Annotated in this window: 25 protein-coding genes; 7 read left to right on the top strand and 18 right to left on the bottom strand. The window is 74.0% G+C overall.

The window, feature by feature from the left end:
• Positions 1–112: 112 nt before the first annotated feature.
• Both AB0C78_RS11030 and AB0C78_RS11025 read right to left on the bottom strand, forming a co-directional pair.
• Positions 113–1,681, bottom strand: coding sequence for a FadD3 family acyl-CoA ligase (locus AB0C78_RS11030; protein WP_360745148.1), 1,569 nt, complete (start codon positions 1,679–1,681; stop codon positions 113–115).
• 49 nt (positions 1,682–1,730) lie between these two features.
• The gene (locus AB0C78_RS11025) at positions 1,731–3,107 is read right to left on the bottom strand and encodes a GH1 family beta-glucosidase (protein ID WP_360745145.1); all 1,377 of its coding nucleotides are present in this window, start codon (positions 3,105–3,107) and stop codon (positions 1,731–1,733) included.
• A 77-nt stretch (positions 3,108–3,184) separates the two neighbouring features.
• Here AB0C78_RS11025 and AB0C78_RS11020 point away from each other — a divergent pair, with 77 nt between their 5' ends.
• Positions 3,185–3,805 (top strand): TetR/AcrR family transcriptional regulator, encoded by a 621-nt coding sequence (locus AB0C78_RS11020; protein ID WP_360745142.1) that lies wholly within the window; start codon positions 3,185–3,187, stop codon positions 3,803–3,805.
• Between the two features lie 84 nt (positions 3,806–3,889).
• Positions 3,890–5,749, top strand: a complete 1,860-nt coding sequence (locus AB0C78_RS11015; protein WP_360745139.1) for a CocE/NonD family hydrolase — start codon at positions 3,890–3,892, stop codon at positions 5,747–5,749.
• Positions 5,750–5,795: 46 nt separating this feature from the next.
• On the opposite strand, the gene AB0C78_RS11010 is transcribed toward AB0C78_RS11015, so the two are convergent.
• From AB0C78_RS11010 to AB0C78_RS11000, 3 genes are read right to left on the bottom strand one after another with little or no spacing between them, the layout of a single operon-like run.
• Positions 5,796–6,959 (bottom strand): SGNH/GDSL hydrolase family protein, encoded by a 1,164-nt coding sequence (locus AB0C78_RS11010; RefSeq protein ID WP_360745136.1) that lies wholly within the window; start codon positions 6,957–6,959, stop codon positions 5,796–5,798.
• A complete protein-coding gene (locus tag AB0C78_RS11005; protein ID WP_360745133.1) occupies positions 6,956–7,288 on the bottom strand; it encodes a nuclear transport factor 2 family protein in 333 nt (110 codons plus the stop codon). Before AB0C78_RS11005 ends, AB0C78_RS11010 begins: the two co-directional genes overlap by 4 nt.
• Positions 7,285–8,679: an MFS transporter gene (locus AB0C78_RS11000; RefSeq protein WP_360745130.1), complete on the bottom strand. Its 1,395-nt coding sequence runs from the start codon at positions 8,677–8,679 to the stop codon at positions 7,285–7,287. Before AB0C78_RS11000 ends, AB0C78_RS11005 begins: the two co-directional genes overlap by 4 nt.
• A gap of 85 nt (positions 8,680–8,764) precedes the next feature.
• Between AB0C78_RS11000 and AB0C78_RS10995 the strand changes: the two genes are divergently transcribed.
• From AB0C78_RS10995 to AB0C78_RS10985, 3 genes are all read left to right on the top strand, one after another.
• Entirely contained in the window at positions 8,765–9,475 is a 711-nt protein-coding gene (locus AB0C78_RS10995) for a TetR/AcrR family transcriptional regulator (RefSeq protein WP_360745127.1), read from the top strand.
• 25 nt (positions 9,476–9,500) lie between these two features.
• On the top strand, positions 9,501–9,977 hold the full coding sequence (locus tag AB0C78_RS10990) for an Rrf2 family transcriptional regulator (protein WP_360745124.1): 477 nt from the start codon (positions 9,501–9,503) through the stop codon (positions 9,975–9,977).
• Positions 9,978–10,042: 65 nt separating this feature from the next.
• Positions 10,043–11,248 carry an MFS transporter gene (locus tag AB0C78_RS10985; protein ID WP_360745121.1) on the top strand — a complete coding sequence of 402 codons (1,206 nt, stop codon included), beginning with the start codon at positions 10,043–10,045 and terminating at the stop codon, positions 11,246–11,248.
• Positions 11,249–11,267: 19 nt separating this feature from the next.
• Here the strand turns inward: AB0C78_RS10985 and AB0C78_RS10980 are convergent, their stop codons facing one another.
• Positions 11,268–11,717, bottom strand: a complete 450-nt coding sequence (locus AB0C78_RS10980) for a DUF6194 family protein (protein ID WP_360745118.1) — start codon at positions 11,715–11,717, stop codon at positions 11,268–11,270.
• Positions 11,718–11,738: 21 nt separating this feature from the next.
• On the opposite strand from AB0C78_RS10980, the gene AB0C78_RS10975 reads away from it, so the two are divergent.
• On the top strand, positions 11,739–12,497 hold the full coding sequence (locus tag AB0C78_RS10975) for a MerR family transcriptional regulator (RefSeq protein WP_360745115.1): 759 nt from the start codon (positions 11,739–11,741) through the stop codon (positions 12,495–12,497).
• Between the two features lie 21 nt (positions 12,498–12,518).
• Here the strand turns inward: AB0C78_RS10975 and AB0C78_RS10970 are convergent, their stop codons facing one another.
• Entirely contained in the window at positions 12,519–13,118 is a 600-nt protein-coding gene (locus tag AB0C78_RS10970; protein WP_360745112.1) for a TetR/AcrR family transcriptional regulator, read from the bottom strand.
• Between the two features lie 83 nt (positions 13,119–13,201).
• Between AB0C78_RS10970 and AB0C78_RS10965 the strand changes: the two genes are divergently transcribed.
• Positions 13,202–13,957, top strand: a complete 756-nt coding sequence (locus AB0C78_RS10965; RefSeq protein ID WP_360745109.1) for an SDR family oxidoreductase — start codon at positions 13,202–13,204, stop codon at positions 13,955–13,957.
• 27 nt (positions 13,958–13,984) lie between these two features.
• On the opposite strand, the gene AB0C78_RS10960 is transcribed toward AB0C78_RS10965, so the two are convergent.
• The 11 genes from AB0C78_RS10960 to AB0C78_RS10910 form a co-directional block, all read right to left on the bottom strand.
• Positions 13,985–14,950: a pyridoxal-phosphate dependent enzyme gene (locus AB0C78_RS10960; RefSeq protein ID WP_360745106.1), complete on the bottom strand. Its 966-nt coding sequence runs from the start codon at positions 14,948–14,950 to the stop codon at positions 13,985–13,987.
• A 42-nt stretch (positions 14,951–14,992) separates the two neighbouring features.
• The gene (locus tag AB0C78_RS10955; protein ID WP_360745103.1) at positions 14,993–15,787 is read right to left on the bottom strand and encodes a MaoC/PaaZ C-terminal domain-containing protein; all 795 of its coding nucleotides are present in this window, start codon (positions 15,785–15,787) and stop codon (positions 14,993–14,995) included.
• Positions 15,784–16,959: a lipid-transfer protein gene (locus AB0C78_RS10950; protein ID WP_360745100.1), complete on the bottom strand. Its 1,176-nt coding sequence runs from the start codon at positions 16,957–16,959 to the stop codon at positions 15,784–15,786. The genes AB0C78_RS10955 and AB0C78_RS10950 overlap by 4 nt, the downstream gene beginning before the upstream one ends.
• Positions 16,956–17,390: a MaoC family dehydratase gene (locus tag AB0C78_RS10945; protein WP_360745097.1), complete on the bottom strand. Its 435-nt coding sequence runs from the start codon at positions 17,388–17,390 to the stop codon at positions 16,956–16,958. The genes AB0C78_RS10950 and AB0C78_RS10945 overlap by 4 nt, the downstream gene beginning before the upstream one ends.
• Complete coding sequence (locus tag AB0C78_RS10940; RefSeq protein ID WP_360745094.1) at positions 17,387–18,457, bottom strand: acyl-CoA dehydrogenase family protein; 1,071 nt, start codon at positions 18,455–18,457, stop codon at positions 17,387–17,389. Before AB0C78_RS10940 ends, AB0C78_RS10945 begins: the two co-directional genes overlap by 4 nt.
• Complete coding sequence (locus AB0C78_RS10935) at positions 18,457–19,446, bottom strand: bifunctional MaoC family dehydratase N-terminal/OB-fold nucleic acid binding domain-containing protein (RefSeq protein ID WP_360745091.1); 990 nt, start codon at positions 19,444–19,446, stop codon at positions 18,457–18,459. The genes AB0C78_RS10940 and AB0C78_RS10935 overlap by 1 nt, the downstream gene beginning before the upstream one ends.
• Entirely contained in the window at positions 19,443–20,606 is a 1,164-nt protein-coding gene (locus tag AB0C78_RS10930) for an acyl-CoA dehydrogenase family protein (protein ID WP_360745088.1), read from the bottom strand. The genes AB0C78_RS10935 and AB0C78_RS10930 overlap by 4 nt, the downstream gene beginning before the upstream one ends.
• A 73-nt stretch (positions 20,607–20,679) precedes the next feature.
• The gene (locus AB0C78_RS10925) at positions 20,680–22,335 is read right to left on the bottom strand and encodes an AMP-binding protein (RefSeq protein WP_360745085.1); all 1,656 of its coding nucleotides are present in this window, start codon (positions 22,333–22,335) and stop codon (positions 20,680–20,682) included.
• Positions 22,328–23,527: an NADH:flavin oxidoreductase gene (locus tag AB0C78_RS10920; protein WP_360745082.1), complete on the bottom strand. Its 1,200-nt coding sequence runs from the start codon at positions 23,525–23,527 to the stop codon at positions 22,328–22,330. Before AB0C78_RS10920 ends, AB0C78_RS10925 begins: the two co-directional genes overlap by 8 nt.
• 117 nt (positions 23,528–23,644) lie before the next feature.
• The gene (locus AB0C78_RS10915) at positions 23,645–23,995 is read right to left on the bottom strand and encodes a hypothetical protein (RefSeq protein ID WP_360745079.1); all 351 of its coding nucleotides are present in this window, start codon (positions 23,993–23,995) and stop codon (positions 23,645–23,647) included.
• Between the two features lie 2 nt (positions 23,996–23,997).
• Positions 23,998–24,711: an ABC transporter ATP-binding protein gene (locus tag AB0C78_RS10910; protein WP_360745076.1), complete on the bottom strand. Its 714-nt coding sequence runs from the start codon at positions 24,709–24,711 to the stop codon at positions 23,998–24,000.
• Positions 24,712–24,713: the final 2 nt, after the last annotated feature.

Below are 24,713 nucleotides of genomic sequence, written 5' to 3'. Positions count from 1 at the left end.
CGCCCCGCCGCCCCCCCCCCCCCCCCCGCCGCGGCCCCCCGCCCCCCCCCGGGGCGCCGGGGGCGGGGCGCCCCCCCCGGGCCGGCCCCCCCCCCCCGCGGCTCGACGAGGGTCAGGCGCCGGCCTGCTCCTTGAGCTCCACGCGGCGGACCTTCCCGGACGCGGTCTTCGGAAGGTCGTCCACGAAGACGACCTCCTTGGGCACCTTGAAGTTCGCGAGCCGCTCGCGGCAGAACGCGATCAGCTCTTCGGCGGTCGCGGTGCGGCCGGGACGCAGCCGGACGTAGGCGCGGCCGACCTCGCCCATCCGGGCGTCCGGGACGCCGACGACGCCGGACTCGGCGACCGCGCCGTGCCCCGCGAGGACGTCCTCGACCTCCGCCGGGTACACGTTGAAGCCGCCGACGACGAACATCTCCTTGGTCCGGCCGGTGATGGTCAGGTTGCCGCGCTCGTCGAGGCGGCCCCGGTCGCCGGTGTCGAGCCAGCCGTCCCGGATCGTCTCCGCGGTCGCCTCCGGGTCGTCGAGGTAGCCGCTCATCACGTTGTAGCCGCGGACGAGGATCTCCCCGTCGGTGCCCGCCGGGACCGCGTCGCCCTTGTCGTCGACGATCTTCACGTCGACGTCGTCGATGGCCCGGCCGCACGTCGTCGCGATCGTCTCGTCATCGTCGTCCAGCGAGCAGGCGGACACCGTGCCGGAGCACTCCGTCAGCCCGTAGGCGGTGATGACCTGCGGGAACAGTTCCTCGCGGATCCGCCGGACGAGCGCGACGGGCACGTCGGCGGCGCCGGTCACCGCGAGCCGCAGCGACGACAGGTCGCGCTCGGCGCGGCCCGGCGCGTCCAGCAGCGTGGTGTAGATCGTCGGCGGGCCGGGCAGCACCGTGATCCGCTCCGCCTCGATGATCCGCAGCGTCTCCGCCACCTCGAACACCGGCTGCAGCACCATCGTGGCGCCCTTGAGCACGCACGCGATCACGCCCGCCTTGTAGCCGAACGAGTGGAACATCGGGTTCACGATCAGGTAGCGGTCGCCGGCGTGCACGCCGGTCCGCGCCGCCCACGCCTCGAACGTCCGGACGTTCTGCTCGTGCGTGCACATCACGCCCTTGGGCTTGCCGGTCGTGCCGGACGTGAACAGGATGTCGGCGACGTCGCCGGGGCGGACGGCCGCGGCGCGCGCGTCCGCCTCCGCGAGCGGGACGGCCTTGCCGACGAACCCGGCCCACGACGTCACGCCGGGCCGCTCCTCGCCGTTGAACGTGACGACGGCCTTCAGGTCGGGCAGGCCGGGGTAGGCGCCGGTCGCGTCGACCCCGAGCATGCCGGGGTAGTCGATGCCGAGGAACCCGTCGGCGACGAACAGCATCTTCACGCGCGCGCGGGTGAGCGGCCAGCGCGCCTCGTCGCCCTTGTAGCGGGTGTTGAGCGGGACGAGCGTCGCGCCCGCGCCCATGGCGCCGAGCACGGTGACGATCCACGGCAGCCCGTTCGGCGCCCAGATCGCGATCCGGTCGCCCGGTTCGATGCCGGCGCCGGCGAACGCGGCGGTCGCCTCCCGCACGCGGTCCCGCAGCTGCGCGAACGTCACGCGGACGTCCCCGTCCACCACGGCCTCGGCGTCCGGAAACGCCTCCGCCGCCCGTGCCAACACCGCCGGAATCGTCAGTTCGCCCATGACAGCCCATGGTGGCCCCGGTCACCACGGGCTGGCTAGGGCGTCCCGCTCACCGGTACTCGGCGAGACGTTCGCGCAACCAGTGGTAGGACGCCTTGGGCGTGCGGCGCTGCGTGGCGAAGTCGACGTGGACGAGCCCGAACCGCTGCTCGTACCCCTCCGCCCACTCGAAGTTGTCCAGCAGCGACCAGACGAAGTAGCCGCGGACGTCCACGCCCTCGGCGATGGCCTGGTGGAGGGCGCGGAGGTGGCCGTCGAGGAAGTCGATGCGCTCCTGATCGGGACGTCCGGGCTCGTCGCGGACGGAGCAGCCGTTCTCGGTGACGAGGATCGGCGGCAGCGCGGCGCCGTAGCGGTCGCGCAGCCGCACCAGCAGCTCGCGGAGGCCGTCGGGGACGACCGGCCAGCCGAAGGCGGTCACCGGGTGGCCGTCGATCGGGACGTCCTCGAACGGCAGGCCGGTGCCGTCGAGGCGGCCCTCGACCTCGCTGAGCACGGACGCCCCTGCGGTCGAGGCCCCGCTGTCCGGTGCGGCGACGCGGGTCGGGCTGTAGTAGTTCACGCCGAGCCCGTCGAGCGGCGCGGCGATGACGTCCATGTCGCCGTCCTCGACGAACGGGAACGCGCCCTCGACGCCGTACGCGGACAGGTCCGGGTAGCGGCCGAGCAGGACGGGGTCGGTGAACAGCCGGTTCTGCAGCGCGTCGAACGCGGTGGCGGCGGCCCGGTCGGCGTCGGAGCCGGTCGCCGCCCAGACGGGGCTGTAGTTGTTCGTGATCAGCACCTGCCCGGACGTGCGCCGGCGCAGCTCGGGCACGGCGAGGCCGTGGGCGAGCAGCAGGTGGTGGGCGACGGGCAGGGCGTCGAGGAGGAGGGCCTGGCCCGGCGCGTGGACGCCGCGGGCGTGGCCCTCGGTCATGTGCACGAACGGCTCGTTGAGCGTGATCCAGGTCGGGACGCGGTCGCCGAGCCGGTCGGCGACGAGCCCGGCGTACTCGGCGAAGCGGTGCGCGGTGTCGCGGTTCATCCAGCCGCCGGCGTCCTGGAGCGCCTGCGGGAGGTCCCAGTGGTAGAGGGTGAGCGCGGGCGCGATGCCGCGCTCGGCGAGCGCGTCGACCAGGCGGTCGTAGAAGTCGAGGCCCTTGGGGTTGGCGGGGCCGCGGCCGTCCGGCTGGATCCGCGGCCACGCCACCGAGAACCGGTAGGCGTCGACGCCGAGGTCCGCCATGAGCGCGACGTCCTCGGGCCACCGGTGGTAGTGGTCGCAGGCCACGTCGCCGGTGTCGCCGTTCCGGATCCGGCCGGGCAGGGCGCAGAAGGAGTCCCAGATGCTCGCGCCGCGGCCGTCCTCGTGCACCGCGCCCTCGATCTGGTACGCCGACGTCGCCGTGCCCCAGACGAAGCCCTCGGGGAAGCGGGGAGGCATGCGCGTCTCCTCTCTAACATGAGCGAGAGTCACATTAAACATGAACAAGCGTCATGTTCAGCGGGAGGGGGCCTTCCATGGCCGACGGGGTGCGCCGCAGGCCGGCCCAGCGCCGCAGCGCCGAGCGCGTCGAGCGGCTGCTCGACGCCTGCGCGGAGCTGCTCGCCGAAGCCGGCCAGGAGGCGCTGACCACCCGGGAGGTCGCCCGGCGCGCGGGCGTCCCGATCGGCACCCTGTACCAGTTCTTCGACGGCAAGCCGGGACTGCTGCACGAGCTGGCGATGCGCCAGCTCGCCGTGCTGATGGCGCGGCTGCGCGAGCGCCTCGCCGCCGCGCCGGTGCGGAGCTGGGCGGACGCCGCCGTCCTCGTCTACGAGGAGAGCCTCGCGCTGCGCCGCACCGTGCCCGGCTTCCTCGTCGCCGACTTCCGCGACACCGGGCCGATCGACACCGGCCTGCTCCGCCGCGTCGACACCGAGATGGCCGTCCGCCTCCACGACCTGGCGACCGGCGAGATCGGGCTGCCGCCGCTGCCGGACGCCGAGCGGGTGCTGCTCGTCGCGATCACCTCGGCGGACGGCCTGCTGCGGCTGGCGTTCCAGGACTCCCCGGACGGCGACCCGGCGACGATCGCGCTCGGCGTCCGGCTGCTGCGGGCCTACTTCGACGACATCGCCGCGGACGCCGGCATCAAATAAACATTTTTGTTCGTTTGGGGTTCCCGGCGGGCGCGCGGGTTGTTAGCGTCCCGCTCAAGCACCTCCGACCCCAGGAGTCGCGCCATGCGCCGCCTCGCAGCTGTGTGCTCCCTGATCCTGGTCCTCGCCGCGCTGACCGCCCCCGCCTCGGCGGCCCCCGCGCCCGCGGCGCCCTACGGCGTCACCGTGCAGCGCAACCTGACGCTGCGGCTCAAGGACGGGACGCTGCTACGCGCGGACCTGCACATGCCCGCCGACCGCGCCACCGGGAAGCCGGCGCGCGGCCCGTTCCCGGTGATCGTCGGGTTCACCCCGTACGGCAAGACGCCGTCGGCGCAGACCGGCTCCCCCGGCACCGGCGGCCTCAACCCGTACCTCATCGAACGCGGCTACATGGGGCTGGTCGTGGACGTCCCCGGAACGGGCGGCTCGCAGGGGAAGTTCGACCTGTTCGAGCCGTCCGAGGCGCAGGCGGGCGCGCAGATCGTGAACTGGGCGGCGCGCCTGCCGAACTCCAGCGGGAAGGTCGGCATGCTCGGCCTGTCGTACCTCGCGATCGACCAGCTGTTCACGGCCGCCGCGGTCGGCCCGCACTCCCCCCTCAAGGCGATCTTCCCGATGGCGGCGTCCGCCGACCCCTACCGCGACCTGTTCGTCAGCGGCGGCGCGCTGAACGTCGAGTCGCCGCTCGGCCTGGTGTTCGGCTACGGCGTCACGCGGGTCACCACGCCGTTCGTGGAACTGCCCAAGGACCCGGCGGCGGCGCTGCTCCTGTCCTACGAGCACCTCATGCAGGCCGGGCCGTTCGAGCTGACGATCGCGCGCGACATGCTCGCCAACGGCCCGCGCAGGTACGACAACGCCTGGTGGAAGGCGCGGGCGCCGGAAAGCGTCCTGCGCAGGATCGTCGCGAACGGCGTCGCGGTCTACCTCGTCGGCGGGCTCTACGACGTCTTCCAGCGCGGCGAACCGCTGCTGTACAGCGGCCTGCAGAACGCGGCGGCGGGACGTCCGGTGACCGCCCCCATGACGCCCGGCCAGCCCGTCTCCGCCAAGTACCAGCTGCTCTACGGACCGTGGACGCACGGCGACATGGGCAGCGGGCAGAACCTCGACGCGATCCAGCTCGCGTGGTTCGACCACTGGCTCAAGGGACGCGGCACCGTCACCACCAACACGCCCCTCCACGTGATCGAGCCCGGCGGGCGGCGCTACGACACCGCCCGCTACCCCCTCGCGCAAGCGCGCCCGACCCGGATGTTCCTGCGCTCGCAGGGCCGCCTGACCTTCGCCGCGCCCACGGGCGCCGAGCCCGCCGACTCGATCGCGTTCACCGGCCTGTCGAACCCGTGCACCCGCTCCACCGACCAGTTCGCCGCCGGGCTCCTGTCGCAGCTCTTCGCCGGTGCGGGCATCGCCTCGCCCTGCACCGGCTCGCAGCGCAAGCCCGTCAACGGGCCGGGCGAGACGACCTACACCTCGCCCGCGCTGGCCAAGCCGCTCCACCTCGCCGGGCCGATCGGCGTCACGCTGCGCGCCGCGTCCACCCGCCCGGAGACGCTGTGGGCGCTCACCGTCGAGGACGTCGCGCCCGACGGGACGTCCACCGACGTCAGCGGCGGCGCGCTCATGGGTTCGATGCGCGCGGTCGACGCCAAGCGCAGCTGGAAGGGCGCGTCCGGCGGCTGGGTGTACCCGTACCATCCGCTCACCCGCGCCGCGCAGAGCCCGGTCACGCCCGGGAAGCTGACCCGGTACGACATCCAGATCCGGCCGGCGTTCGCCACCGTGCCCGCGGGTCACCGGCTCCGCGTCCGCGTGGCGACCGCCGACTTCCCGCACCTCGTCCCGCTCGCCGACCTGCCGTCGCTGGCCGGCGGCCGGTACACGATCCACCACGACGCGGCGGCCGTGTCCGCGATCGACCTGTCCGCCCTCCCCTGACCCGCGTCCGGCCGGGACCGTCCCGGAGGCCGGCCCCGGCCGGACGTCACAGCGCGTCGAGGTCGACGGCGGCGGCCATCGCCCGGTACCCCGCGTCGCCCGGATGCAGGTGGTCGCCCGAGTCGTGGACGGGGTCGAGCGCGTCGCCGAGCACCGCGGCGAAGTCGAGGACGGCGTCGTACTCCCCCGACCCGCGGATCCAGGCGTTGACCTCCGCTCGCGCGGCCTCGCTGCGCGCGGTGGAGAAGGCCGAGCCCCGCATGGGCCCGAGCGTCGCCCCGACCGTCCGCAGGCCCGCGGCGCGCGCCCGCCGGACCATGTCCCGGTGGCCGGCGACGACCTCCGCCGCCGGCACCACCGTGCACGGGGCGAAGACGGGGAACGGCGGGTCGCCCGCCACCTCGCCGATGCCGACATCATTGATCCCGGCGAAGACGACGACGGTGCCGACGCCCGGCTGGGCCAGCACGTCCCGGTCGAACCGGGTGGTGGCGCTGTCGCCGAGCCACGGCGAGTCGACCGTCACCCGGTTGCCGCCGATCCCCTGGTTGAGGACGGCGCGCGGCCGGCCCGCCGCGACCAGCCGCCGGGCGAGCAGGTCGGGGAACCGCTGGTCGGTGTCGGGGGTGCCGCCCGTCCCGTCGGTGAGCGAGTCGCCGAGGACCACGATGCCGTCGCCCGCGACCCCGGGCCCGGCCACGTCGACGCCGACGAGCAGGTACCAGGACTGCGACGTCTCCGTGAACGCGGCGCCGTCGCCGTCGCCGCGGCGGTCGCCCGCCGCCCGGTACGTCGTCGCGAGCGCCTGGGCGTGGAACGTCACCGGCCCGGACGGCTCGTCCACCACCAGCGTGATCGTCACCGCGTCCAGCGGCCCGGCCGGGAACGGCACGCCGTCGGTCGCCAGGTCCGCGCCGGGCGGCACGGCGAAGGAGGGTGCGCCGCCGGCGGTCAGTTCCCGCACCGTGCCGGGCTTCACCGCGGCGCCGCCCGCGGACGCCGCGACCGTGGCGCCCGCGATCCGGAGCGGCGCGGCGCCGTAGCGGTTGGACAGGCGGATCCGCAGCGCGTCGCCGCCGATGCCGAGCCGGACGGTCTGCCGGACCGTCCACCCGCCCAAGCCCTCTTCTGACCAGTTGGGGGCGAAGCCGGGGCCCGGCCGCTGCGGCGCCGTGGTCCAGGCGGCGGCCCAGGGGTGCTCGCCGGTCATCCGAAGAACCCGACGACGCTGCGGATGCGGTCGCCGTCGAACTCGACGACGTCGTAGCCGGTCGCGGCCTCGCCCAGCCGCCAGGTGAACAGCGCACGGTCGTGGTGGACGCCGATGACGTCGCCGAGCGCGAACCGCAGGTCGCCGAAGTTCGCCTGGGCGCGCCCGATCGCCTCCGACAGCTCGGCGTGCCCGCGCAGGCCCTCGTAGTCGGGGTCGCTGTAGATCGAGTCGCCGGTGAGGACGGACTTCATGAGCGCCTCCCGGGCGGCGGCGTCCCGCTCGTTCCAGATGTCGAGATAGGCGTTGATCAGGTCGGTCGTGGTCACTTGAGGGCTCCTTCGAGAGAGAGGGACTCCCGTTCCGCGCCGCCGGGACGGGAGGGCTTGAGGGCGAGGGCGACCAGGCCGCCCGCCGCGGTGGCGGCCGCGGCGACCCAGCCGGCGGCGTGCAGGCCGTGCAGGAGGTCGCCCGGGGCGTTGGCGATCGCGACGAACACCGCCAGCCCGAGGGCGCCGCCGATCTCCTTGGCGCTGCTGGCCAGCCCGGACGCGACGCCCTGCTGGTCCGCCGGGACGCCCGCGCCGGCGGAGGCGAACAGCGTCACGAACGCGACGCCGCCGAACAGGCCCCAGACGGCGCTGCCGGGCAGCAGCGTCCAGAAGCCGCCGCCGGCCGTGGTGCCGGCGACCATCGCGGCGATGCCCGCGCCCGTCCCGATCGTCGAGACGGCGAGGGTGGCGCGGATCCCCCAGCGTCCGAGCACCACCGGGGTGATCTTGAGCGCGGCGAGCATGCAGACCAGCGTCAGCGGCAGGAACGCCAGCCCCGCCTCCAGCGCGCTGTAGCCGAGGACGGGCTGCAGGTAGGAGGTCAGGATGTAGTAGCCGCCGCCGAGCGTGCCCTGGAAGACGGCGATCACGATCATGGTGGTGGCGAGGCCGCGGCCGCGGGCCAGCCGCAGCGGGATGAGCGGGTCGCGGGTGCGGGCCTCCACCGCGAGCAGCACCGCGAACAGGACGGCCCCGGCGGCCAGCGACCCGGCGGCGCGCGGGGACGCCCATCCGGCGTCCGGCCCGCTCGCCAGCCCGAACACCAGCAGCGCCGACGCCGCGGTGGCCAGCGCCGCGCCCGGCACGTCGAACGAGCCGGGCGCGCGGGCGGGGTCGGCGGGCAGCAGCCGCGGCGCCGCGACCGCGCAGGCGAGCGCCAGCGGCACGTTGACGAAGAACACCCATTCCCAGCCGAGGTAGTTGGTGAGCACGCCGCCCAGCAGGGACCCGGCGGCGAGCCCCGCGCTGCCCGCCATCCCCCAGGCACCGAGCGCCTTGTTGCGCGCGGGGCCCTCGGCGAAGCCCCGGTAGATGAGGGTGAGCGTCGCCGGGGTCAGCAGGGCGCCGCCCGCGCCCTGCACCGCGCGGGCGGCGACGAGCATCCCCGCGCCGGATGCGAGGCCGCCCGCGAGCGAGGCGGCGCCGTACAGCGCGAGGCCGGTCATGAACATCCGGCGGGCGCCGAGCCGGTCCACGGCCCGTCCGCCGAACAGCAGGAGCCCGCCGAGGCCGACCGAGTAGGCGCTGACCACCCACTGGACGGACGACGGCCCGAAGCCGAGCGCCGTCCCGATCCCGGGCAGCGCCACGTACACGATGTTGTAGTCGAGAGCCACGATGAGCTGCGTCGATGCGAGCAGCGCGAGGCGTGCCCGATGCCGTTCCATGCCATCTCCTGCATGCCGTTGATTTACTACACGCCGTTCAAAGTGAGCACGCCGTACAGTAGTCCAACGCTGTAGAGTGTCAAGCGTGAACGACCCCACCCCGAGCCGCCGCGCCCGGCTGCGCGCCCAGACCAGCGACGAGATCAAGGCGATCGCGCTCGAACTGATGGCGAAGGGCGGCCCGGACGCGATCTCACTGCGCGCCATCGCCCGCGAGATGGGCATGACCGCCGGCGCGATCTACAGCTACTTCGCCACCCGCGACGACCTGGTCACGACGCTGATCGGCGACGTGTACGGCGCGCTGGTCGCCGCGGCGGAGGGCGCCCGCGACGCCGTCCCGGAGTCCGACCCGGGCGGCCGGATCCTGGCCTGGGCGCAGGCCGTGCGGGAATGGGCGGTGGCGAACCCCGAGGGCTTCCGGCTGGTCTACGGCGACCCGGTGCCCGGCTACCAGGCGCCCGACGACGGCCCCGGCAAGGCCGCCGCGCTGCGCGCCTGCACCGGCCTCGTCGGGCTCGTCGCCGCCGCCTGGCCGTCCGCCGCCGCGCTCCAGCGGGACGGGCGCCGCTACGCCTGGGACGACTTCGACCCGGGGCTCGTCGGCCACGTCCGGGAGGACTTCCCCGGCCTGCCACCCGAGGCGCTCGCCCTGACCCTGCGGGTCTGGGGGCGGATGCACGGGCTGATGGCCCTGGAGATCTACGGCCACCTGCGACCGCTCGTCCACGACCCGGCCGCCGTCTACCGGGACGAGATGCGCGACCTGATCGCCGCCCTGGGGCTGACCGCGTAAACCGGGACGTGTATAGTCCCGGTTCATGCGGATGGGCGAGGGCGTCGAGTGGGGACTGCACTGCTGCGTGACGCTCGGCTGGCTGGACGACGCGGCACCGGTCTCGATCCGGCGGCTCGCCGCCTGGTTCGACCTGCCGCAGGAGTACCTGAAGAAGCGCCTCCAGCCGCTCGCCCGCGCCGGGATCCTGACCTCCGCGCCGGGCGTGCGGGGCGGCTGGTCGCTCGCCCGGCCGCCCGAGAAGATCACGGTGATGGAGGTCGTCACCGCGCTCGAAGGGCCGCTCGAGGCGTTCCGCTGCACCGAGATCCGGCAGCGCGGGGCGGGCGGGCGCGACGCCGGCCGGGAGTTCGACGGCCCCTGCGGCATCTCCGCCCTGATGCGCCGCGCCGAGCTCGCCTGGCGCCGCGAGCTGGCCGGCACCACCATCGCCGACCTGATGGAACGCGCCCCCGAGGGAGCCGCCCGCACGCGGCGCAACTACGCCCGCCTCACCGACTGACCGCCTGAACCGCCTGACCGACCGCCGCCCGGCCCCCGGGCTATTTTGGAGAGGAAACAGGGACCTTGAATACCCCGATACATCGGTATGAGACGGCACGGACCGGAGCGGACGACGCGGGCGCCCCGCGCGGGCTCGGCTCGACGCTGATCCTCGGGCTCGGCACCTTCGCCGTCGGGACGGACGCCTACGTCGTCGCCGGGTTCCTGCCCGACATGGCGTCCTCCCTGCACGTCTCCGAAGGCACGGCCGGGCTGTCCGCGACCGCGTTCGCGATCACCTACGCCGTCCTGTCCCCGGTGCTCGCGACCGTCCTCGCCCGCGTCCCCCGCCGCGCCCTGCTCGTCGGCGCCCTCGCCGTGCTCGCCGCCGCCAACCTCGGCTCCGCGCTCGCGCCGGACTTCGCGGTCCTGATGGTCTCGCGCATCGCCGCCGCGTCCGGCGCGGCGGCCTTCACCCCCAACGCCGGAGCGGTCGCCGCGTCGCTCGTCGCCCCCGCCCAGCGCGCCCGCGCCCTGGCCGTCGTCGTCGGCGGGCTCACCGTCGCGACCGCCCTCGGCGTCCCGCTCGGGAACCTCGCCGCCCGGGCCCTCGACTGGCACGCCGCGCTCGCGCTGGTCGCGGCGTTGTGCGCGGTCGCCGCCGCGGGCGTGCTCCGCGCGATGCCCGCGCTCCCCGGCGGCCCCCGCATCCCGCTTCGCCGGCGGCTCGCCGCGCTGCGCCACCCCGGCGTCGTCGCCGTCCTGCCGCTCACCGTCCTCGGCATGGCCGCCGGGTACGGGCTGTACGCCTACGCCGTCCCGATCATGCGGGCCCTCGGCGCCGGCGAGGGCGCCGAGCCCTGGCTCCTGTTCCTGTACGGCGCCGGAGCGGTCGCGGGCAACCTGACGGCCGGGGCCCGCGTCGACCGGCACGGGCCCGTCCGCGTCCAGGTCGCCGGCTACACCGCCCTCGCCGCGACCCTCGCGCTGCTCACCTGCGCGGCCGCGACGGGCACGTCCTGGCTCCCGGCCACCGCGCTCCTGATGATCGCCTGGGGCGCCACCACCTGGTTCCAGACCCCGGCCCAGCAGGTCCGCCTCATCAACGCCGCCCCGCAGGAGACCGCGGTCGTCGTCGGCCTGAACGCCTCCACCCTCTACGCCGGCATCGGCATCGGCACCGTCCTCGGCGGCGCCCTCCTCCCCCACGGCGCCACGGCGGCCCTCGCCGCCTGCACCGCCCTGGCCGTCCTCTGCCTGGTCCACCTGTTCTTCACGCGCCGCCATTGACCCGCGCCGCCGGCACCGCTCAGGGCTGCCGGAGGGCCGAACGCCGCTCGTAGCGCTGCCGGGCCCGGCCGTGCGCCGTGCGGAGCAGGTCCCGGAGCGCCGCCTCGGTCGCCGGCCCCGGGTTCACCACGGCGAGCCAGCCCGCGTCCCCGTAGACGGGATGCGCTTGCAGGACGTCCACCGCGCTCGGGTCCGTGGATTCCGTCCACCGCTCGAAGGCGTCCTTCCCAACGGCGGTGTTCACCCGGAACGCGCCGGGCCGGTCCAGCCGCGATCCCTCGTCGCCGGGATAGTCCTTCGTCACGATCGTCGCGAACGGCTGCGTCGCGGTCGGGACGTTCCCGTCGGGCGCGTAGTAGAAGAACACGTCACCCCAGGCGATCTCCGGCGAGCCGTCGCCCGCCTGGGGCCGGAGGACCAGCACGCCCTCGAAGCCGCCCACGAACTCGATGATCTCGTCGATGCCCATGCATTCGAGCGTTTCATTCAAGTGCTTGTGGAGACTTGGCGCGGCAGCATCCAAGGTAGAGGCGTGGTAGGTCTCCAATCGCCTCTGCGCACGGTCGATGTCGCGCGCCGTGCGGGGTGCTCCGTCCAGCAGGTGCGGAACCTCGAACGCGACGGCGTGCTCCCGCCCGCGTCGCGCACCGCCTCGGGCTACCGGCGCTATACCGAGACCCACGTCCGTTCCGCCGTCGCGTACCGGGCCCTCGCCGCCGGGACCGGCCCCGTCGAGGCCAAGCGGATCATGCGGGCCGCGCACGCCCACCCGGACTCCGGCCTGCTCGCCCTCCTCGACGCCGCGCACGCCCGCCTCGCCGCCGAGCGCCGGGACCTCGCCCTCGCCCGGGAGGCCGCGGCGGCGATCACGGCCGAGCCCATCGGCGACGTCCGCCCGTCCGACGCGATGACCGTGTCCGAGCTGGCCTCCGCCCTGGGCGTCCGCGCCTCCACCCTGCGCCACTGGGACGCCGAGGGCCTCGTCGTCCCCGCCCGGACCGTCCCGCGCGGCACCCGCCGGTACTCCCCCGCCGACGTCCGGGACGCGCGGATCGTCCACCAGCTGCGCCTGGCCGGCCACCGCATCGCCCCGCTCCAGGCCCTCATGCCGGAGCTGCGCCGCGCACGCCGATGGGACGATCTGACCGCCGCCCTCGCGGCCCGGGACGCGGACATCGACGCCCGCTCCAGGGCCCTCATCCGGGCCGCCGCCGCCCTCGCCCCCCTGCTCCCAGCCGAGGAGCCATGAGGTGGATCACGGCGCGGGGGCTTAAGGCCAGGCGGCGAGGGCGAGTTCGGCCACCGGCCGCAGGTCCGCGGCCGTCGCGCCGTCGGCGGCCCGCTGGGAGAAGCCCTGGAGGACGGTCGCCAGGTACTGGGCGAGCGCCCGGGTGTCGGTGGAGCCGGGGAACTCGCCCGCGCGGACGGCCTCGTCGAAGCGGCCGGTGAAGGCGTCGACGTTGGCGTTGCGGATGTCGCGCAGGAACGCCTCGATGTCGGTGTCCTTGGGCGTGACGTTGGTGGCCGAGCGCATGATCAGGCAGCCCGCCGGGTGGGACGGGTCGGTGTAGATCTCGGCGGCCTCGCGCACGATGCGCGCGACGACGTCCCGGGCGGTGCGCTCCTCGCGGAGGGCGGCGCCCGCGAAGCCCGCGGGCTCGGACGCCTGGTAGGCGGCGACGGCCTCCTTGAACAGGGCCTTCTTGTCGCCGAAGGCGGCGTACAGGCTCGCGGGCCGGATGCCCATCGCCGCGGTCAGGTCGCCGACGGAGGTGGCCTCGTAGCCGCGCTCCCAGAACATCTCGACGGCCGTGGCGAGCGCCCGGTCGCGGTCGAAGGTGCGGGGACGTCCCCGGCGGCTCTCGGTCATGACCGAATTCTAGAGCAAACACTCAACAAACCGTGCTACGTTTCTTCTTGAACGATCACTCAACAAGTGGATGGAGCATCGCCATGGAACGTCTCGCGAGCAAGGTCGCGCTGGTCACCGGCGGCAGCCGCGGCATCGGACGGGCCGTCGCGCGGCGGCTGGCGGCCGACGGGGCGACCGTCGCGCTGACCTACGGGTACGACGCCGCCGCCGCGGACGAGACCGTCCGGACCATCGAGAAGGACGGCGGCCGCGCGGTCGCCCTGCACGCCGAGCTGGGCCGGCACGGCGACGCGGCGGCGCTCTGGGAGGCGTTCGACGCGCGGACCGGCGGCGCCCGCGTCGACATCGTGGTCAACAACGCCGGCATCGGCCGCAGCGCGGACCTGGCCGGCCTCACCGAGGAGGCGTTCGACGAGGTGTTCGCGGTGAACGTCCGCGCGCCGTTCTTCATCGTCCAGCAGGCGCTGCCCCGGCTCAACGACGGCGGTCGGATCGTGAACGTCTCCAGCGGCGCGGCCCGCCTCGCGATGCCCGAGGCGATCGCCTACGGCTCGACCAAGGGCGCCCTGGACACCTTCACCCTCAACCTCGCCAAGGCGCTCGGCCCGCGCGGGATCACGGTCAACTCCGTCGCCCCCGGGATCATCGACACCGACGTCAACGCCGGATGGCTGCGCGGGAACGCCGAGGCGTGGGAGCACGCGTCGTCCCTGTCCGCGCTCGGCCGGGTCGGCACCCCCGAGGACGTCGCGGACGTCGTGGCGTTCCTCGCCTCCGACGACGCCCGCTGGGTGACCGGACGCGTCGTCGACGCCACCGGCGGCTCCGCCCTCTGACCACCGCCCGAGGCGGGGCGGGGCAGGTCAGGGGGCCATGCCGACCCAGCGGCGGTAGGCGTCCATGTCGACGTTGCCGCCGCACACGATCGTGGCCACGTGCCGTCCGGCGAAGCGGTCGCGGTCCTCGAGGACCGCCGCGACGCCGAGCGCGGCCGACGGCTCGACGACGAGGCCGGCGTGGTCGAGGAGCATCCGCATCCCCGCGACGATCGACGCCTCCCGGACCAGGACGGCGTCGTCGGCGACCAGGAGGAGGTCGTCCAGCACGGCCGGGATCGGCCGCCGGCCGGCGACGCCGTCGGCGATGGTGTCGGTCGTCTCGGTGGTGACGACGCTCCCGCGCCGCCATGAGAGCGTCATCGCCGGGGCGCCCAGCGGCTGGACGCAGATCACCTCGACGCCGGGTGCCAGCGCCTTGAGAACGTGCCCGACACCGGTGGCCATCGCCCCGCCGCCGAGCGCGATCAGGACGGCGTCGAACGGCGGCGCGGCGGCCGCGAGCTCCAGGCCGATGGTCGCCGCGCCCTCGCAGGTCTCGATGTCGAGGCTGTCCTCGACGAGCCGGATCCCGTCCCGGGCCGCGATGGCCGCGGCCCGGGCGCGGGCCATGTCGAAGTCGCCGTCCACGAGTTCCAGCACGGCACCCAGGGCGCGGATGCGGTCGAGCTTGGCCGCGGGCGCGGAGCGGGACGCCACGACGGTGACGTCGATCCCCCGCCCGCGCCCCGACCAGGCAAGGGCCTGGCCGAGGTTGCCCGCGCTGGCGCACACCGCGGCCCGCGCGCCGGAGCCGGCGAGCCCGCTCGCGACCAGCTCGGTGCCGCGCGCCTTGAAGCTGCGGACCGGGTTCGCGGTCTCGAGCTTGATGCTCACCGCGCATCCGAGCCCGGCCTCGAGCGCCTCGCAGCGGTACAGCGGGGTGTCGAGGAAGGCCGGATCGATCACCTCGCGGGCCGCCCGGACCCGCCCGACGTCAAGCCGCGTCCCCACCACGGCACAGCACCCTAGCCCCGCCCGCCCTTCAGAAGCGGGTCAGGCGAAGGTCGCCTGGGCGGCGGAGAGGACGGTCGTGCCGTCCACCGCGGCTTCGAAGGCGGTGGCGTCGCCGGCCTTCCAGGCGTCCACGGCGAGCTCGTCGCCGGGGAAGACCGGTGAGGCGAAGCGGGCTTCGAGTTCCCGCAGGCCGGCGGGGTGGGCGCCGACCGCGGCGGCCAGCGGCAGCGTGACGGCGGCCAGGGTGCACAGGCCGTGCATGAAGGGGCGCGGCATGCCCGCGGCCTTGGCCGCGTCCGGGTCGATGTGCATGTGGTGGCGGTCGCCCAGCAGCCGGTACAGCGCGGCCTGGTCCGGGTCCGTCCGGACGGGCAGGGAGAGGTCGGGCGCCTCGGCGGGCCGGGGCCGCGCCGACGGGCCCCGCTCGCCGCCGAACCCGCCGGAGCCCGGCGCGAACAGCGACCAGGTCGCCTCGAAGAAGTCGCTGGTGACGGTGACGTCGAAGACGGCGGCGCGGCCCTTGTCCCAGACGTCGGAGACGTGCGCCGACATCTCGACGGCGCCCGAGCGCGGCAGCGGCGCGAGGACGCGGAGCCGCTGCGTGCCGTGCACCGCCGTCCGGACGTCGAAGGCGCCGGCGGAGCCGAGCGCGTCGGGCGCCCACTGCGCGAGCGTCAGCGCGAACGTCGGCAGGACGCGCAGCCGCTCCTCGAAGACGAGGTCGAGGTCGGTGGCGTGCGCGCCGACCGCGAGCGCGTAGAGGATCGGGCGCGTCTCGTCGTAGGAGACGGTGCGGGTGCCGAGGGGGCGGCCCTTCCATTCGCCGGCGTTCACTGGTCCGCTCCGAGGATCAGGCCGCTGGTCGGGACGCCGGTTCCGGCGGTGACCAGGACGTTGTGGACGTCGCCCGGCTGGTTCACGGACGTGCCGCGCAGCAGCCGGACGGCTTCGGCGATGCCGTTCATGCCGTGGATGTAGGCCTCGCCGAGCTGGCCGCCGTGGGTGTTGAACGGCAGGCGGCCGGTGAGGGAGAGGTTGCCGTCGGCGATGAAGTCCTTCGCCTCGCCCTTCGCGCAGAAGCCGAGCTCCTCCAGCTGCGGCAGGACGAGCGGGGTGAAGTGGTCGTAGAGGATCGCGGCCTGGATGTCGGCGGGCGTCAGGCTCGACTGGGCGTAGAGCTGGCGTCCGACGAGCCCCATCTCGGGGATGCCGGAGATCTCGGAGCGGTAGTAGCTCGTCATCATGTGCTGGTCGTTGCCCGAGCCCTGCGCGGCGCCCCAGATGAGGGCGGGCTTGTGCGGCAGGTCGCGGGCGCGCTGGGCGGAGACGATGACGAGGGCCTGGCCGCCGTCGCTCTCCTGGCAGCAGTCCAGCAGGTGGAGGGGTTCGGCGATCCAGCGGGACGCCTGGTGCTCTTCGAGGGTGATCGGGCGCTCGTAGAACCACGCCTTGGGGTTGGTGGCGGCGTGCGCGCGGTCGACGACGGCGACGCGTCCGAAGTCCTCGCTGGTCGCGCCGTACTCGTGCATGTAGCGGGTGGCGAACATGGCGACCCACTGGGCGGGGGTCGACAGCCCGAACGGGGTCATCCACGAGTAGGCGGCGCGGTCGGCGCTGACGTCCATCGGGCGGTTCGCCTGGCCGAGGCCGTAGCGCTCGCCGGACCGCTCGTTGAACGCGCGGTAGCAGACGACGACGTCGGCGACGCCGGTCGCGACGGCCATCGCGGCCTGCTGGACGGTGCCGCAGGCCGCGCCGCCGCCGTACCCGACGCGGGAGAAGAACGTCAGCTCGCCGATGCCGAGGTTGCGCGCGATGTGGATCTCGCTGCTGGTGTCGGCGGTGAAGGTGACCAGGCCGTCGACGTCGGACGGCTCCAGCCCCGCGTCGGTGATGGCGGCGAGGACGGCCTCGCACGCGAGCCGCAGCTCGCTGCGCCCGGACTCCTTGGAGAACTCGGTGGCGCCGATGCCGGCGATCGCGGCGGCGCCGGGCAGGACGCTCACGCGGCGCCTCCCTGCTCGTGGCCGGACGGGAGCTGGACGACGACGGTCCCGGTGACGTGCGGGCCGATCGCGTTGACGCCGCGGACGGCGATCTCGACGCGGTGGCCGTCGTCGTGCTTTCCGGAGACGGTGCCGGTGAGGACCATGGTGTCGCCCGGGTAGTTGGGGGCGCCGAGCCGGATCCTGATCGCCTTGACCCGGGCGGCGGGTCCCGCCCAGGAGGTGACGTACCGGTCGACGAGCCCGTTGGTGGTCAGGATGTTCATGAAGACGTCCTTGGAGCCGCGCTCCGCGGCGAGGGCCGGGTCGTGGTGGACGTCCTGGTAGTCGCGGCTCGCGAGGGCGGTCGCGACGATCATCGTGCGGGTCAGCGGGACGGACAGCTCGGGCAGCTCGTCCCCGACGGCGACCTCGTCGAAGGCGCGGCTCACAGGGCGGCGCCCAGGGCCTCGAGGTCGGCGGACGCGCCGCCGAGCATCCCGGAGATCTGCTTGCCCCACAGGAAGTGCCGGTGGACGGGGTAGTCGACGTCGACGCCGATGCCGCCGTGCAGGTGCTGGACGCGGTGGACGACGTTCAGCCCGCCCTCGTCCGACCACCACTTGGCGACGAGGACGGCGGTGTCGGCGTCCTCGCCCGCCGCGATCAGCGAGGCGGCGTGCCACACGCAGACGCGCAGCGCGTCGATCTCGATGTAGCAGTCGGCGAGCTGGTGCTGCGCGGCCTGGAAGGTGCCGAGCGGGCGGCCGAACTGCTCGCGGGTGGAGAGGTAGTCGGCGGCGAGCCGGAGCGCGCCGTCGGCGACGCCGGTCTGGACGGCGGCGAGCGCGACGCGCGCCAGCCGCAGCGCGGTGCCGAGGGACCCGGCGGGGAGCTGCTGCGCGGGCGCGCCGTCGAGGACGAGGGTTCCGGCGCCGTCGTGCGCGGTGGTGCCGGTGTGCTCCCAGCTCGTCCCGTCGACGCCGGTGCCGAGCAGGAACAGGCCGGGGCCCCCCGGGGTGCGGGCGGCGACGAGCATGAAGTCGGCGCCGTTGGCGTAGGGGACGCAGGCCTTGGTGCCGGTGAGGCGCCATCCGTCGCCGTCGCGGACGGCCTCGCAGCGCGGTTGCGCCGGGTCGGCGGGCGCGAACTCCTCCAGCGCGAGCGTGAGCCGGGCCGTCCCGTCGACGACGCCGGACACCAGCAGGCCGGAGGTGTTGTGCGCGGCGAGGGTGAGCGCGGCGGCGAGCGACGGCCACAGCGGGACGGGCGCGACGGTGCGTCCCTGCTCCTCCAGCAGGACGCACATCGCCTCGACGCCGAGGCCGGCGCCGCCCGCGTCCTCGGGCAGCGCGACACCGAGCAGGCCCGCGGACGCGAGCTCGGCCCAGAGCGCCTGGTCGGTGCCGGTGCCGGACTGCTCGGCGGCGCGGATCCGCTCCTGCGTGGCGTGGTCGGTGAAGATCTGCCGGGCCAGGTCCCTGACCGCTTCCAGCTCCTCGCCCAGGGTGAAGTCCATCAGCGCTCCTCGTGTGCGGCCGGGCGGAACACCGGCAGCGAAAGGTCAGGGTCGGGGTCGATCCAGTCGAGGACGACGGGCAGGCCGACCTCGACGTCCGCCGGCTCGACGCCGGTCATGTTCGCGATCAGCCGGGTGCCCTCGGCCAGCTCGATCACCGCGACGACGAGGGGGTAGTCGAACGCGGGGTGCCGGGGGTGGTGGTTGACCGTGAAGGTGTAGACGTGGCCCCGGCCGGACGACTCGACGGTGTCCCAGGCGAACGAGCCGCACTGGGGGCAGCAGGGGCCGGGCGGGTGCCGCAGCGACTTGCAGTCGGCGCACCGCTGGATGACGAGGCGGTGCTCGCGGGCGGCCTCGAACCAGAACGCGTTGTCCGGGTTGATCGCGGGCCGCGGCCGCAGCGCCTTCGGCTTCTCCTCCGCCGGCTTCTCGGCCGCCGCCTTGGCGGGCGCGGCCTTCTCGGCGGGGCGGAACCGGAGCGTCCGCCACCGCTGCGTGGCGACGACCTCGCCGGACGCGTCCCGGTACGTCTTCACCGTGCTGACGAACCGGCCCGCACCGAGCCCCGTCTTCTTCTCCGGCGAGATCGACTCGACGTGCTCCTCGACGGAAACGTGGTCGCCGGGGACGAGCTCGCGCTCGAACTCCAGCTCGGAGTCGGTGGCGACGACGGAGGTGTAGCCGCCCTCGGCGAGCAGCGCGACCAGCTCGTCGAACCCGCTCGGCTCGGCCGGCGGGCGGACGGTCGCGGCGTAGCCCCGCATCGTCCACGCCTGGATCATCGACGCGGGCGCCACGACGCCGTCGCGGCCGGTGGCCTTCGCGGCGTCCTCGTCCAGGTAGATCGGGTTCGCGTCCTCCATCGCCTCGACCCAGTGCCGGATCATCGGCACGTTCACCGGGTCCTGGCCGGGGCGCCGCGCGACCAGCTCGCGCCCGACCCACGCCTGGAGGCGCTCCTCGTAGTCCTCGCCGGCGCCGCTCATGCGCGCTTCACCCGCGGCAGCCCGAGCCCCTGAACGGCGACCATGTCGCGCAGCACCTCGTTGACGCCGCCGCCGAAGGTGTTGACGATGCCCTGCCGGGACAGCTGCTCGATCTGCCCGTACAGCACCGCGCCCGGCGACTCGGGGCGGATCCGGCCGGCCGCGCCGAGGATCCCGGTGAGCGTCCGCTGCACGAAGATGTGCGTCTCGGTGCCGTAGGACTTCGCGGCGCCCGCCTGCGCGCCGGTCAGCTCCCCGGCCTCGACGGCCATCGTCATCTTCCAGTTCATCAGCCGCATCGCCTCGAGCCGCGCGTAGGTGCGGGCGAGGTCGGCGCGGACCCACGGCAGGTCGATGACGCCGTTCTCGCGGGCCCAGTCCCGGACGTCCTCCCACAGCCGGATCATCCGGCCGCCGAGCGCGGCGAGCCCGATCCGCTCGTGGTTGAGCTGCGTGGTGATGAGCCGCCAGCCGCCGTCGACCTCCCCGACGACCTCGGTCGCCGGGACCCGGATGCCGTTGTAGTACGTCGCGGTCACGACCATCCCGCCGACCGTCTGGATCGGGCTCCAGGAGAACCCGTCCGCGCTGGTCGGGACGATGATGATCGAGATGCCCTTGTGCTTCGGCACGTCCGGGTTCGTGCGCGCGGCGAGCCAGACGTAGTCGGCGGTGTTGGCGCCGCTGGTGAACACCTTGTTGCCGTCGACGACGTAGTGGTCGCCGTCCAGGACGGCCTTGGTGCGCAGCGAGGCCAGGTCGGTGCCGGCGTCGGGCTCGGAGTAGCCGATCGCGAAGACGATGTCGCCGGCGAGGATGCCGGGCAGGAACCTCTTCTTCTGCTCCTCGGTCCCGTACCGCATCAGCGTCGGGCCGACGGTGTTCACGGTGACGAACGGGAACGGCAGGCCCGCGCGCTGCACCTCGTCGAAGAACACGTACTGCTCGGCGATCGACTTGCCCTGCCCGCCGTACTCGGCGGGCCAGCCGTAGCCGAGCCAGCCGTCCTGGCCGAGCATCTTGACGATCTCGCGGAACGTGCCGCCGCCGACGCCCTCCTCGCCGGCCCGGCGGCGGACGTCCGGGGGCAGCAGGCCCGCGAAGTAGGCCCTCAGTTCCGCGCGCAGTTCCTGGTGCGCTGCGGACTCACGCAGATCCATGTACGCCTCTCGTGGTCGTCGGGTCGGTTCGGCCGTGTCCGGGGGTCGGGCGGGTCGGGGCTGGTCGGGCGGGTCAGGGCAGGAAGCGTTCGCGGCCGCTGGCGGTGAACTCCTCGCGGAGCGCCGCCTTGTCCGCCTCGGTCATCGGACGGTAGTCGGGCGCGCCCCGGCCAGCCCAGCGGTAGACGGGGTCGGTGGTGCGCCAGCCTTCGAGCTGCAGCTGCTTCTTGCTGAGCTTGCCGGAGCCGGTCGTCGGCAGCGCATGCGAGACGCGGACGAAGCGCGGCGCGCCCTTGGTGCCGAGGTCGTCCTGCGCGGTGAGGAACGCGGCGAAGTCCAGGTCCTCGAACTCCACGCCGTCCGGCAGCTCGATCGCGGCCATCACCTGGTCGCCGGAGCGCGGGTCGGGGACGCCGAACGCGACCGCGTCCACGATCCTCGGGTGGCGGCGGATCACGGTCTGGGTGAGCAGCGCGGAGATGTTCTCGGAGTCGACGCGGATCCAGTCGCCGGACCGCCCCGCGAAGTACAGGAACCCGGCCTCGTCGATGTAGCCGAGGTCGCCCGTCCAGTACCAGCCGTGCCGGACGCGCTCGGCGTCCGCCTCGGGGTTCTTGTAGTACCCCTCGAACTTCTCGGCGCCGTCGACGTCGACGATCTCGCCGACCGCCTCCTCCGGGTTGACGACGCGGCCGAACCCGTCGAGGACGGCGCGGGCGCACGTCTCGCGGGTCTCCGGGTTCACGATGCGGACGCCGTCGTGCATCGGCACGCCGAACGCGGTCGGCGGCGCGTCCGGCACCCGCTTGATCATCCCGGCGCCCTCGCTGGACCCGTACCCCTCGACGAGCTGCGCGCCGAAGCGGCGCAGGAACGCGGCCTTGTCCTCCGGGGACGCCTCGGTGCCGAACCCGTGCGTGAGGGTGTTGTCGGCGTCGTCGGGCTGCTCGGGCGTGGTGAGGATGTAGCCGATCGCCTTGCCGACGTAGGTGAAGAACGTCGCGCCGTAGAAGCGGACGTCCGGCAGGAACCCGGACGCGGAGAACTTCGGCGTCAGCACGACGCACGCGCCGGCGGCCAGCGACGGCGCCCACAGCGCCATCAGCGCGTTGCCGTGGAACAGCGGCATCGGGCAGTAGCTGATGTCGTCGCGCTTGACGTCGTACTTGGCGCTGTTGTTGCGGCCCAGCTCGGCGAGCCGGCCCTGCGAGCAGCGCGCCGCCTTGGACGCGCCGGTCGTCCCGGAGGTGAACAGCAGCAGCATCTGCGTCTTCGGGGTGATCGCCGGGTCGCGCTCGGGCTCGCAGGCGTGCCGCTCGACGAGCGGCGCGTAGCCGGGGTCGTCGATCAGGAGGAAGCGGTCGCGGGGGACGCCGACGTCCAGGCCGTCCAGCAGCTTCGCGCCCGCCGCGTCCGTGATGATCAGCTGGAGGTCGGTGTGCCGGACCTCCTGCTCCAGGTACGCGCCGGTCCGGGTCGGGTTGATCCCGACGATCGTCGCGCCGCTCAGCGCCGCCGCGCCCAGCCACAGCACGTACTCGGGCACGTTGTCGAGCAGCACGCCGATGTGGAACGGTCCGTCCCGGCGCAACCCGCGGGCCAGCGAGGCGCGCGCCGCGCTGTCCCGGACGACCTCGTCCCACGTCCACGTCCGCTCGCGGCTGCGCAGGCCGGGCCGCTCGTCACCGAGCCTCGCCAGCAGCAGGTCCGCGATCGTCTCGTCACGCACTCGCGGCACCCCAGGCCGGCTCGGTGGACAGGACGCAGTGCGTGCCGCCGTAGATCGCCGTCATGCACTTGTTGCAGTGGATGCACAGCGACCCGGTGGCGGGCTCGTCCTTGATCCGGTTGATCAGGTCGGGCTCGCGCAGCAGCGCCCGCGCCATCGCGACGAACTGGAAGCCCTCCGCCATCGCCGTGTCCATCCCGGCCCGGTCGGTCACGCCGCCGAGCAGGATCATCGGGAGCTTCACCGCGGCGCGGATCTGCCGGGCGTCTTTCAGCAGGTAGAGGTCCTGGTACGGGTAGGACTTCAGGAAGTGCTTGCCGATCAGCTTGATGCCGAGCTTCGTCGGCTGCTTCATCACGGCGGCGAACTCGTGCAGCGGCGCGTCGCCCTTGAACAGGTACATCGGGTTGAGCAGCGAGCTGCCCGCGGTCATCTGGAGGGCGTCGACCGAGCCGTCCTCCTCCAGCCACCGCGCGACCTGGATGGCCTCGTCGATCCAGAAGCCGCCGGGCACGCCGTCGTCCATGTTCAGCTTCGCGGTGATCGCGATGCGGTCGCCGACGGCGTCGCGGACGGCGCGGCCGATGTCGCGCGCGAGCCGGGCCCGGTTCTCCAGCGACCCGCCGTACTCGTCCTTGCGGTGGTTGACCTTGGGGCTGAGGAACGAGCTGGTCAGGTAGTTGTGCCCCATGTGGATCTCGATCGAGTCGAAACCCGCCTCGATCGCCATCCGGCCCGCGCGGGCGTGCGCGTCGACGACCCGCGCGATGTCCGCGTGCGTGGCGGCCTTGGCGACGGTCTGCGTCGTCAGGTGGAAGTGGCGGCTCGGCGCGAGCGAGGGCAGCTTGTTGCTCTTCGGGTTGGCGACCGGGCCCGCGTGCCCGATCTGCGCCTGGACGGCCGCGCCCTCGGCGTGCACGGCGTCGGTCAGCTTGCGCAGGCCGGGCATCGCCTCGTCCCGCCAGTGGATCTGCCGGCTGTCGGTCCGGCCCTCCGGCGCCACCGCGCAGTACGCGACGGTCGTCATCCCGACGCCGCCGCGCGCGTGCCGGACGTGGAAGTCGATCAGCGCGTCGGTGACCTGCCCCTTCCTGGTCAGCCCCTCGTAGGTGGCCGCCTTGATGGTGCGGTTGCGCAGCGTGATCGGCCCCAGCTTCGCCGGGGTGAACACATCGGGGGTTTCCTTGGTCATCGAGTTCCCTGGGTGAGTCTTGCGGGTCGCCGCGGGCCCGAGGTGGGTGGCCACTCGACGTTAATCAGCGGGATGCCCGGACGTTCCGGACATCCCGCTGACTGGGAGCGACAGGCCTCAGCGCGATTCGAGCGCCGCGGTGATCTGGTCGGTGTGGGACTGCGATTCCATGAGCTGGCGGAGGAGCCACAGCCGCAGGACGCGGGTGACGGCCGACGCCAGGTACAGCGCGGCGCCGAGCACCGTCACCGCCAGGAAGCCGATGGCGAGCGTCTGCAGCGACCCGACGTCGCGCATGTCGTCCTGCGTGAGCGAGACGTTGTAGGCGACGAACGCGCCGACCACCCCGACGACCATCGCGAGCGCGCCGGCGATGCGGAGCGCCCCGTCGAAGCGCGGGCCGTCGGCCCTCAGCTTCTGCCGGGCCACGTCGTCCTTGAACCTCTCGCGTCGTTCCTCGGTGAGCATCGTCAACCTCCCAGGTAGTCGCCGGCCATCCGGCCCTCGATCTCGGCGGGCGTCCCGGTCGCCACGACCCGCCCGTTCAGCATCAGCGCCGCGGTGTCGGCGATCGGCAGCACGGCGCGCGCGAACTGCTCGGCCACCAGCACCGACAGGCCCTCCTCGACCAGCCCGGCGACCGTGTCGTACATCTGCGTGACGATCATGGGCGCGAGGCCCATGGACAGCTCGTCGAGCAGCAGCACCGCGGGGTCGGTGCCGAGCGCCCGCGCCAGCGCGAGCATCTGCTGCTCGCCGCCGGACATCGACCCGGCGAGCTGGTCGCGCCGCTTCCCGAGGATCGGGAAGCGGCCGTACGCCTTCTCCTCCAGGTCGGCGAGCCGCGCGCCGGTGCCGGTCGCGGCCCACAGGTTCTCCCGGACGGTCAGGTTCGGGAACACGCCCCGGCCCTCCGGGATCGAGCAGACGCCGAGCTTCGCGGCGTCCTGCGCGGAGATGCCGTTCACCTTCCGTCCGGCGAGCCGCAGTTCCCCGCCCGTCGCCGGGTGCAGGCCCGCGCACACACGCATCGTGGTGGACTTGCCGCCGCCGTTGGGGCCGAGCAGCGCCAGCAACGAGCCCGGCTTGAGGGCGAGGTCGACGCCGTGCAGCACCTCGATCGCGCCGTATCCGGCGCGGACGCCGGCCAGTTCCAGCAGCGGCTCCGCCTCCGTCCCGGTCATGC

Origin of the sequence: Actinomadura sp. NPDC048394, assembly GCF_040651755.1 — a bacterium.
Lineage (GTDB): Bacteria > Actinomycetota > Actinomycetes > Streptosporangiales > Streptosporangiaceae > Spirillospora > Spirillospora montaniterrae.
Note: the sequence above shows the minus strand (reverse complement) of the source record. Positions and strands in the feature narration are given on the sequence as shown.

Bases quoted from the DNA above. Each gene is read 5' to 3' on its own strand.
- AB0C78_RS10970 (WP_360745112.1), bottom strand. From the start codon at position 13,118: ATGACCGAGAGCCGCCGGGGACGTCCCCGCACCTTCGACCGCGACCGG.
- AB0C78_RS11000 (WP_360745130.1), bottom strand. From the start codon at position 8,679: ATGGAACGGCATCGGGCACGCCTCGCGCTGCTCGCATCGACGCAGCTC.
- AB0C78_RS10910 (WP_360745076.1), bottom strand. From the start codon at position 24,711: ATGACCGGGACGGAGGCGGAGCCGCTGCTGGAACTGGCCGGCGTCCGC.
- AB0C78_RS10990 (WP_360745124.1), top strand. From the start codon at position 9,501: ATGCGGATGGGCGAGGGCGTCGAGTGGGGACTGCACTGCTGCGTGACG.
- AB0C78_RS11025 (WP_360745145.1), bottom strand. From the start codon at position 3,107: ATGCCTCCCCGCTTCCCCGAGGGCTTCGTCTGGGGCACGGCGACGTCG.
- AB0C78_RS10915 (WP_360745079.1), bottom strand. From the start codon at position 23,995: ATGCTCACCGAGGAACGACGCGAGAGGTTCAAGGACGACGTGGCCCGG.
- AB0C78_RS10930 (WP_360745088.1), bottom strand. From the start codon at position 20,606: ATGGATCTGCGTGAGTCCGCAGCGCACCAGGAACTGCGCGCGGAACTG.
- AB0C78_RS11020 (WP_360745142.1), top strand. From the start codon at position 3,185: ATGGCCGACGGGGTGCGCCGCAGGCCGGCCCAGCGCCGCAGCGCCGAG.
- AB0C78_RS11010 (WP_360745136.1), bottom strand. From the start codon at position 6,959: ATGACCGGCGAGCACCCCTGGGCCGCCGCCTGGACCACGGCGCCGCAG.
- AB0C78_RS10965 (WP_360745109.1), top strand. From the start codon at position 13,202: ATGGAACGTCTCGCGAGCAAGGTCGCGCTGGTCACCGGCGGCAGCCGC.
- AB0C78_RS10935 (WP_360745091.1), bottom strand. From the start codon at position 19,446: ATGAGCGGCGCCGGCGAGGACTACGAGGAGCGCCTCCAGGCGTGGGTC.
- AB0C78_RS10940 (WP_360745094.1), bottom strand. From the start codon at position 18,457: ATGGACTTCACCCTGGGCGAGGAGCTGGAAGCGGTCAGGGACCTGGCC.
- AB0C78_RS10920 (WP_360745082.1), bottom strand. From the start codon at position 23,527: ATGACCAAGGAAACCCCCGATGTGTTCACCCCGGCGAAGCTGGGGCCG.
- AB0C78_RS11030 (WP_360745148.1), bottom strand. From the start codon at position 1,681: ATGGGCGAACTGACGATTCCGGCGGTGTTGGCACGGGCGGCGGAGGCG.
- AB0C78_RS10980 (WP_360745118.1), bottom strand. From the start codon at position 11,717: ATGGGCATCGACGAGATCATCGAGTTCGTGGGCGGCTTCGAGGGCGTG.
- AB0C78_RS11015 (WP_360745139.1), top strand. From the start codon at position 3,890: ATGCGCCGCCTCGCAGCTGTGTGCTCCCTGATCCTGGTCCTCGCCGCG.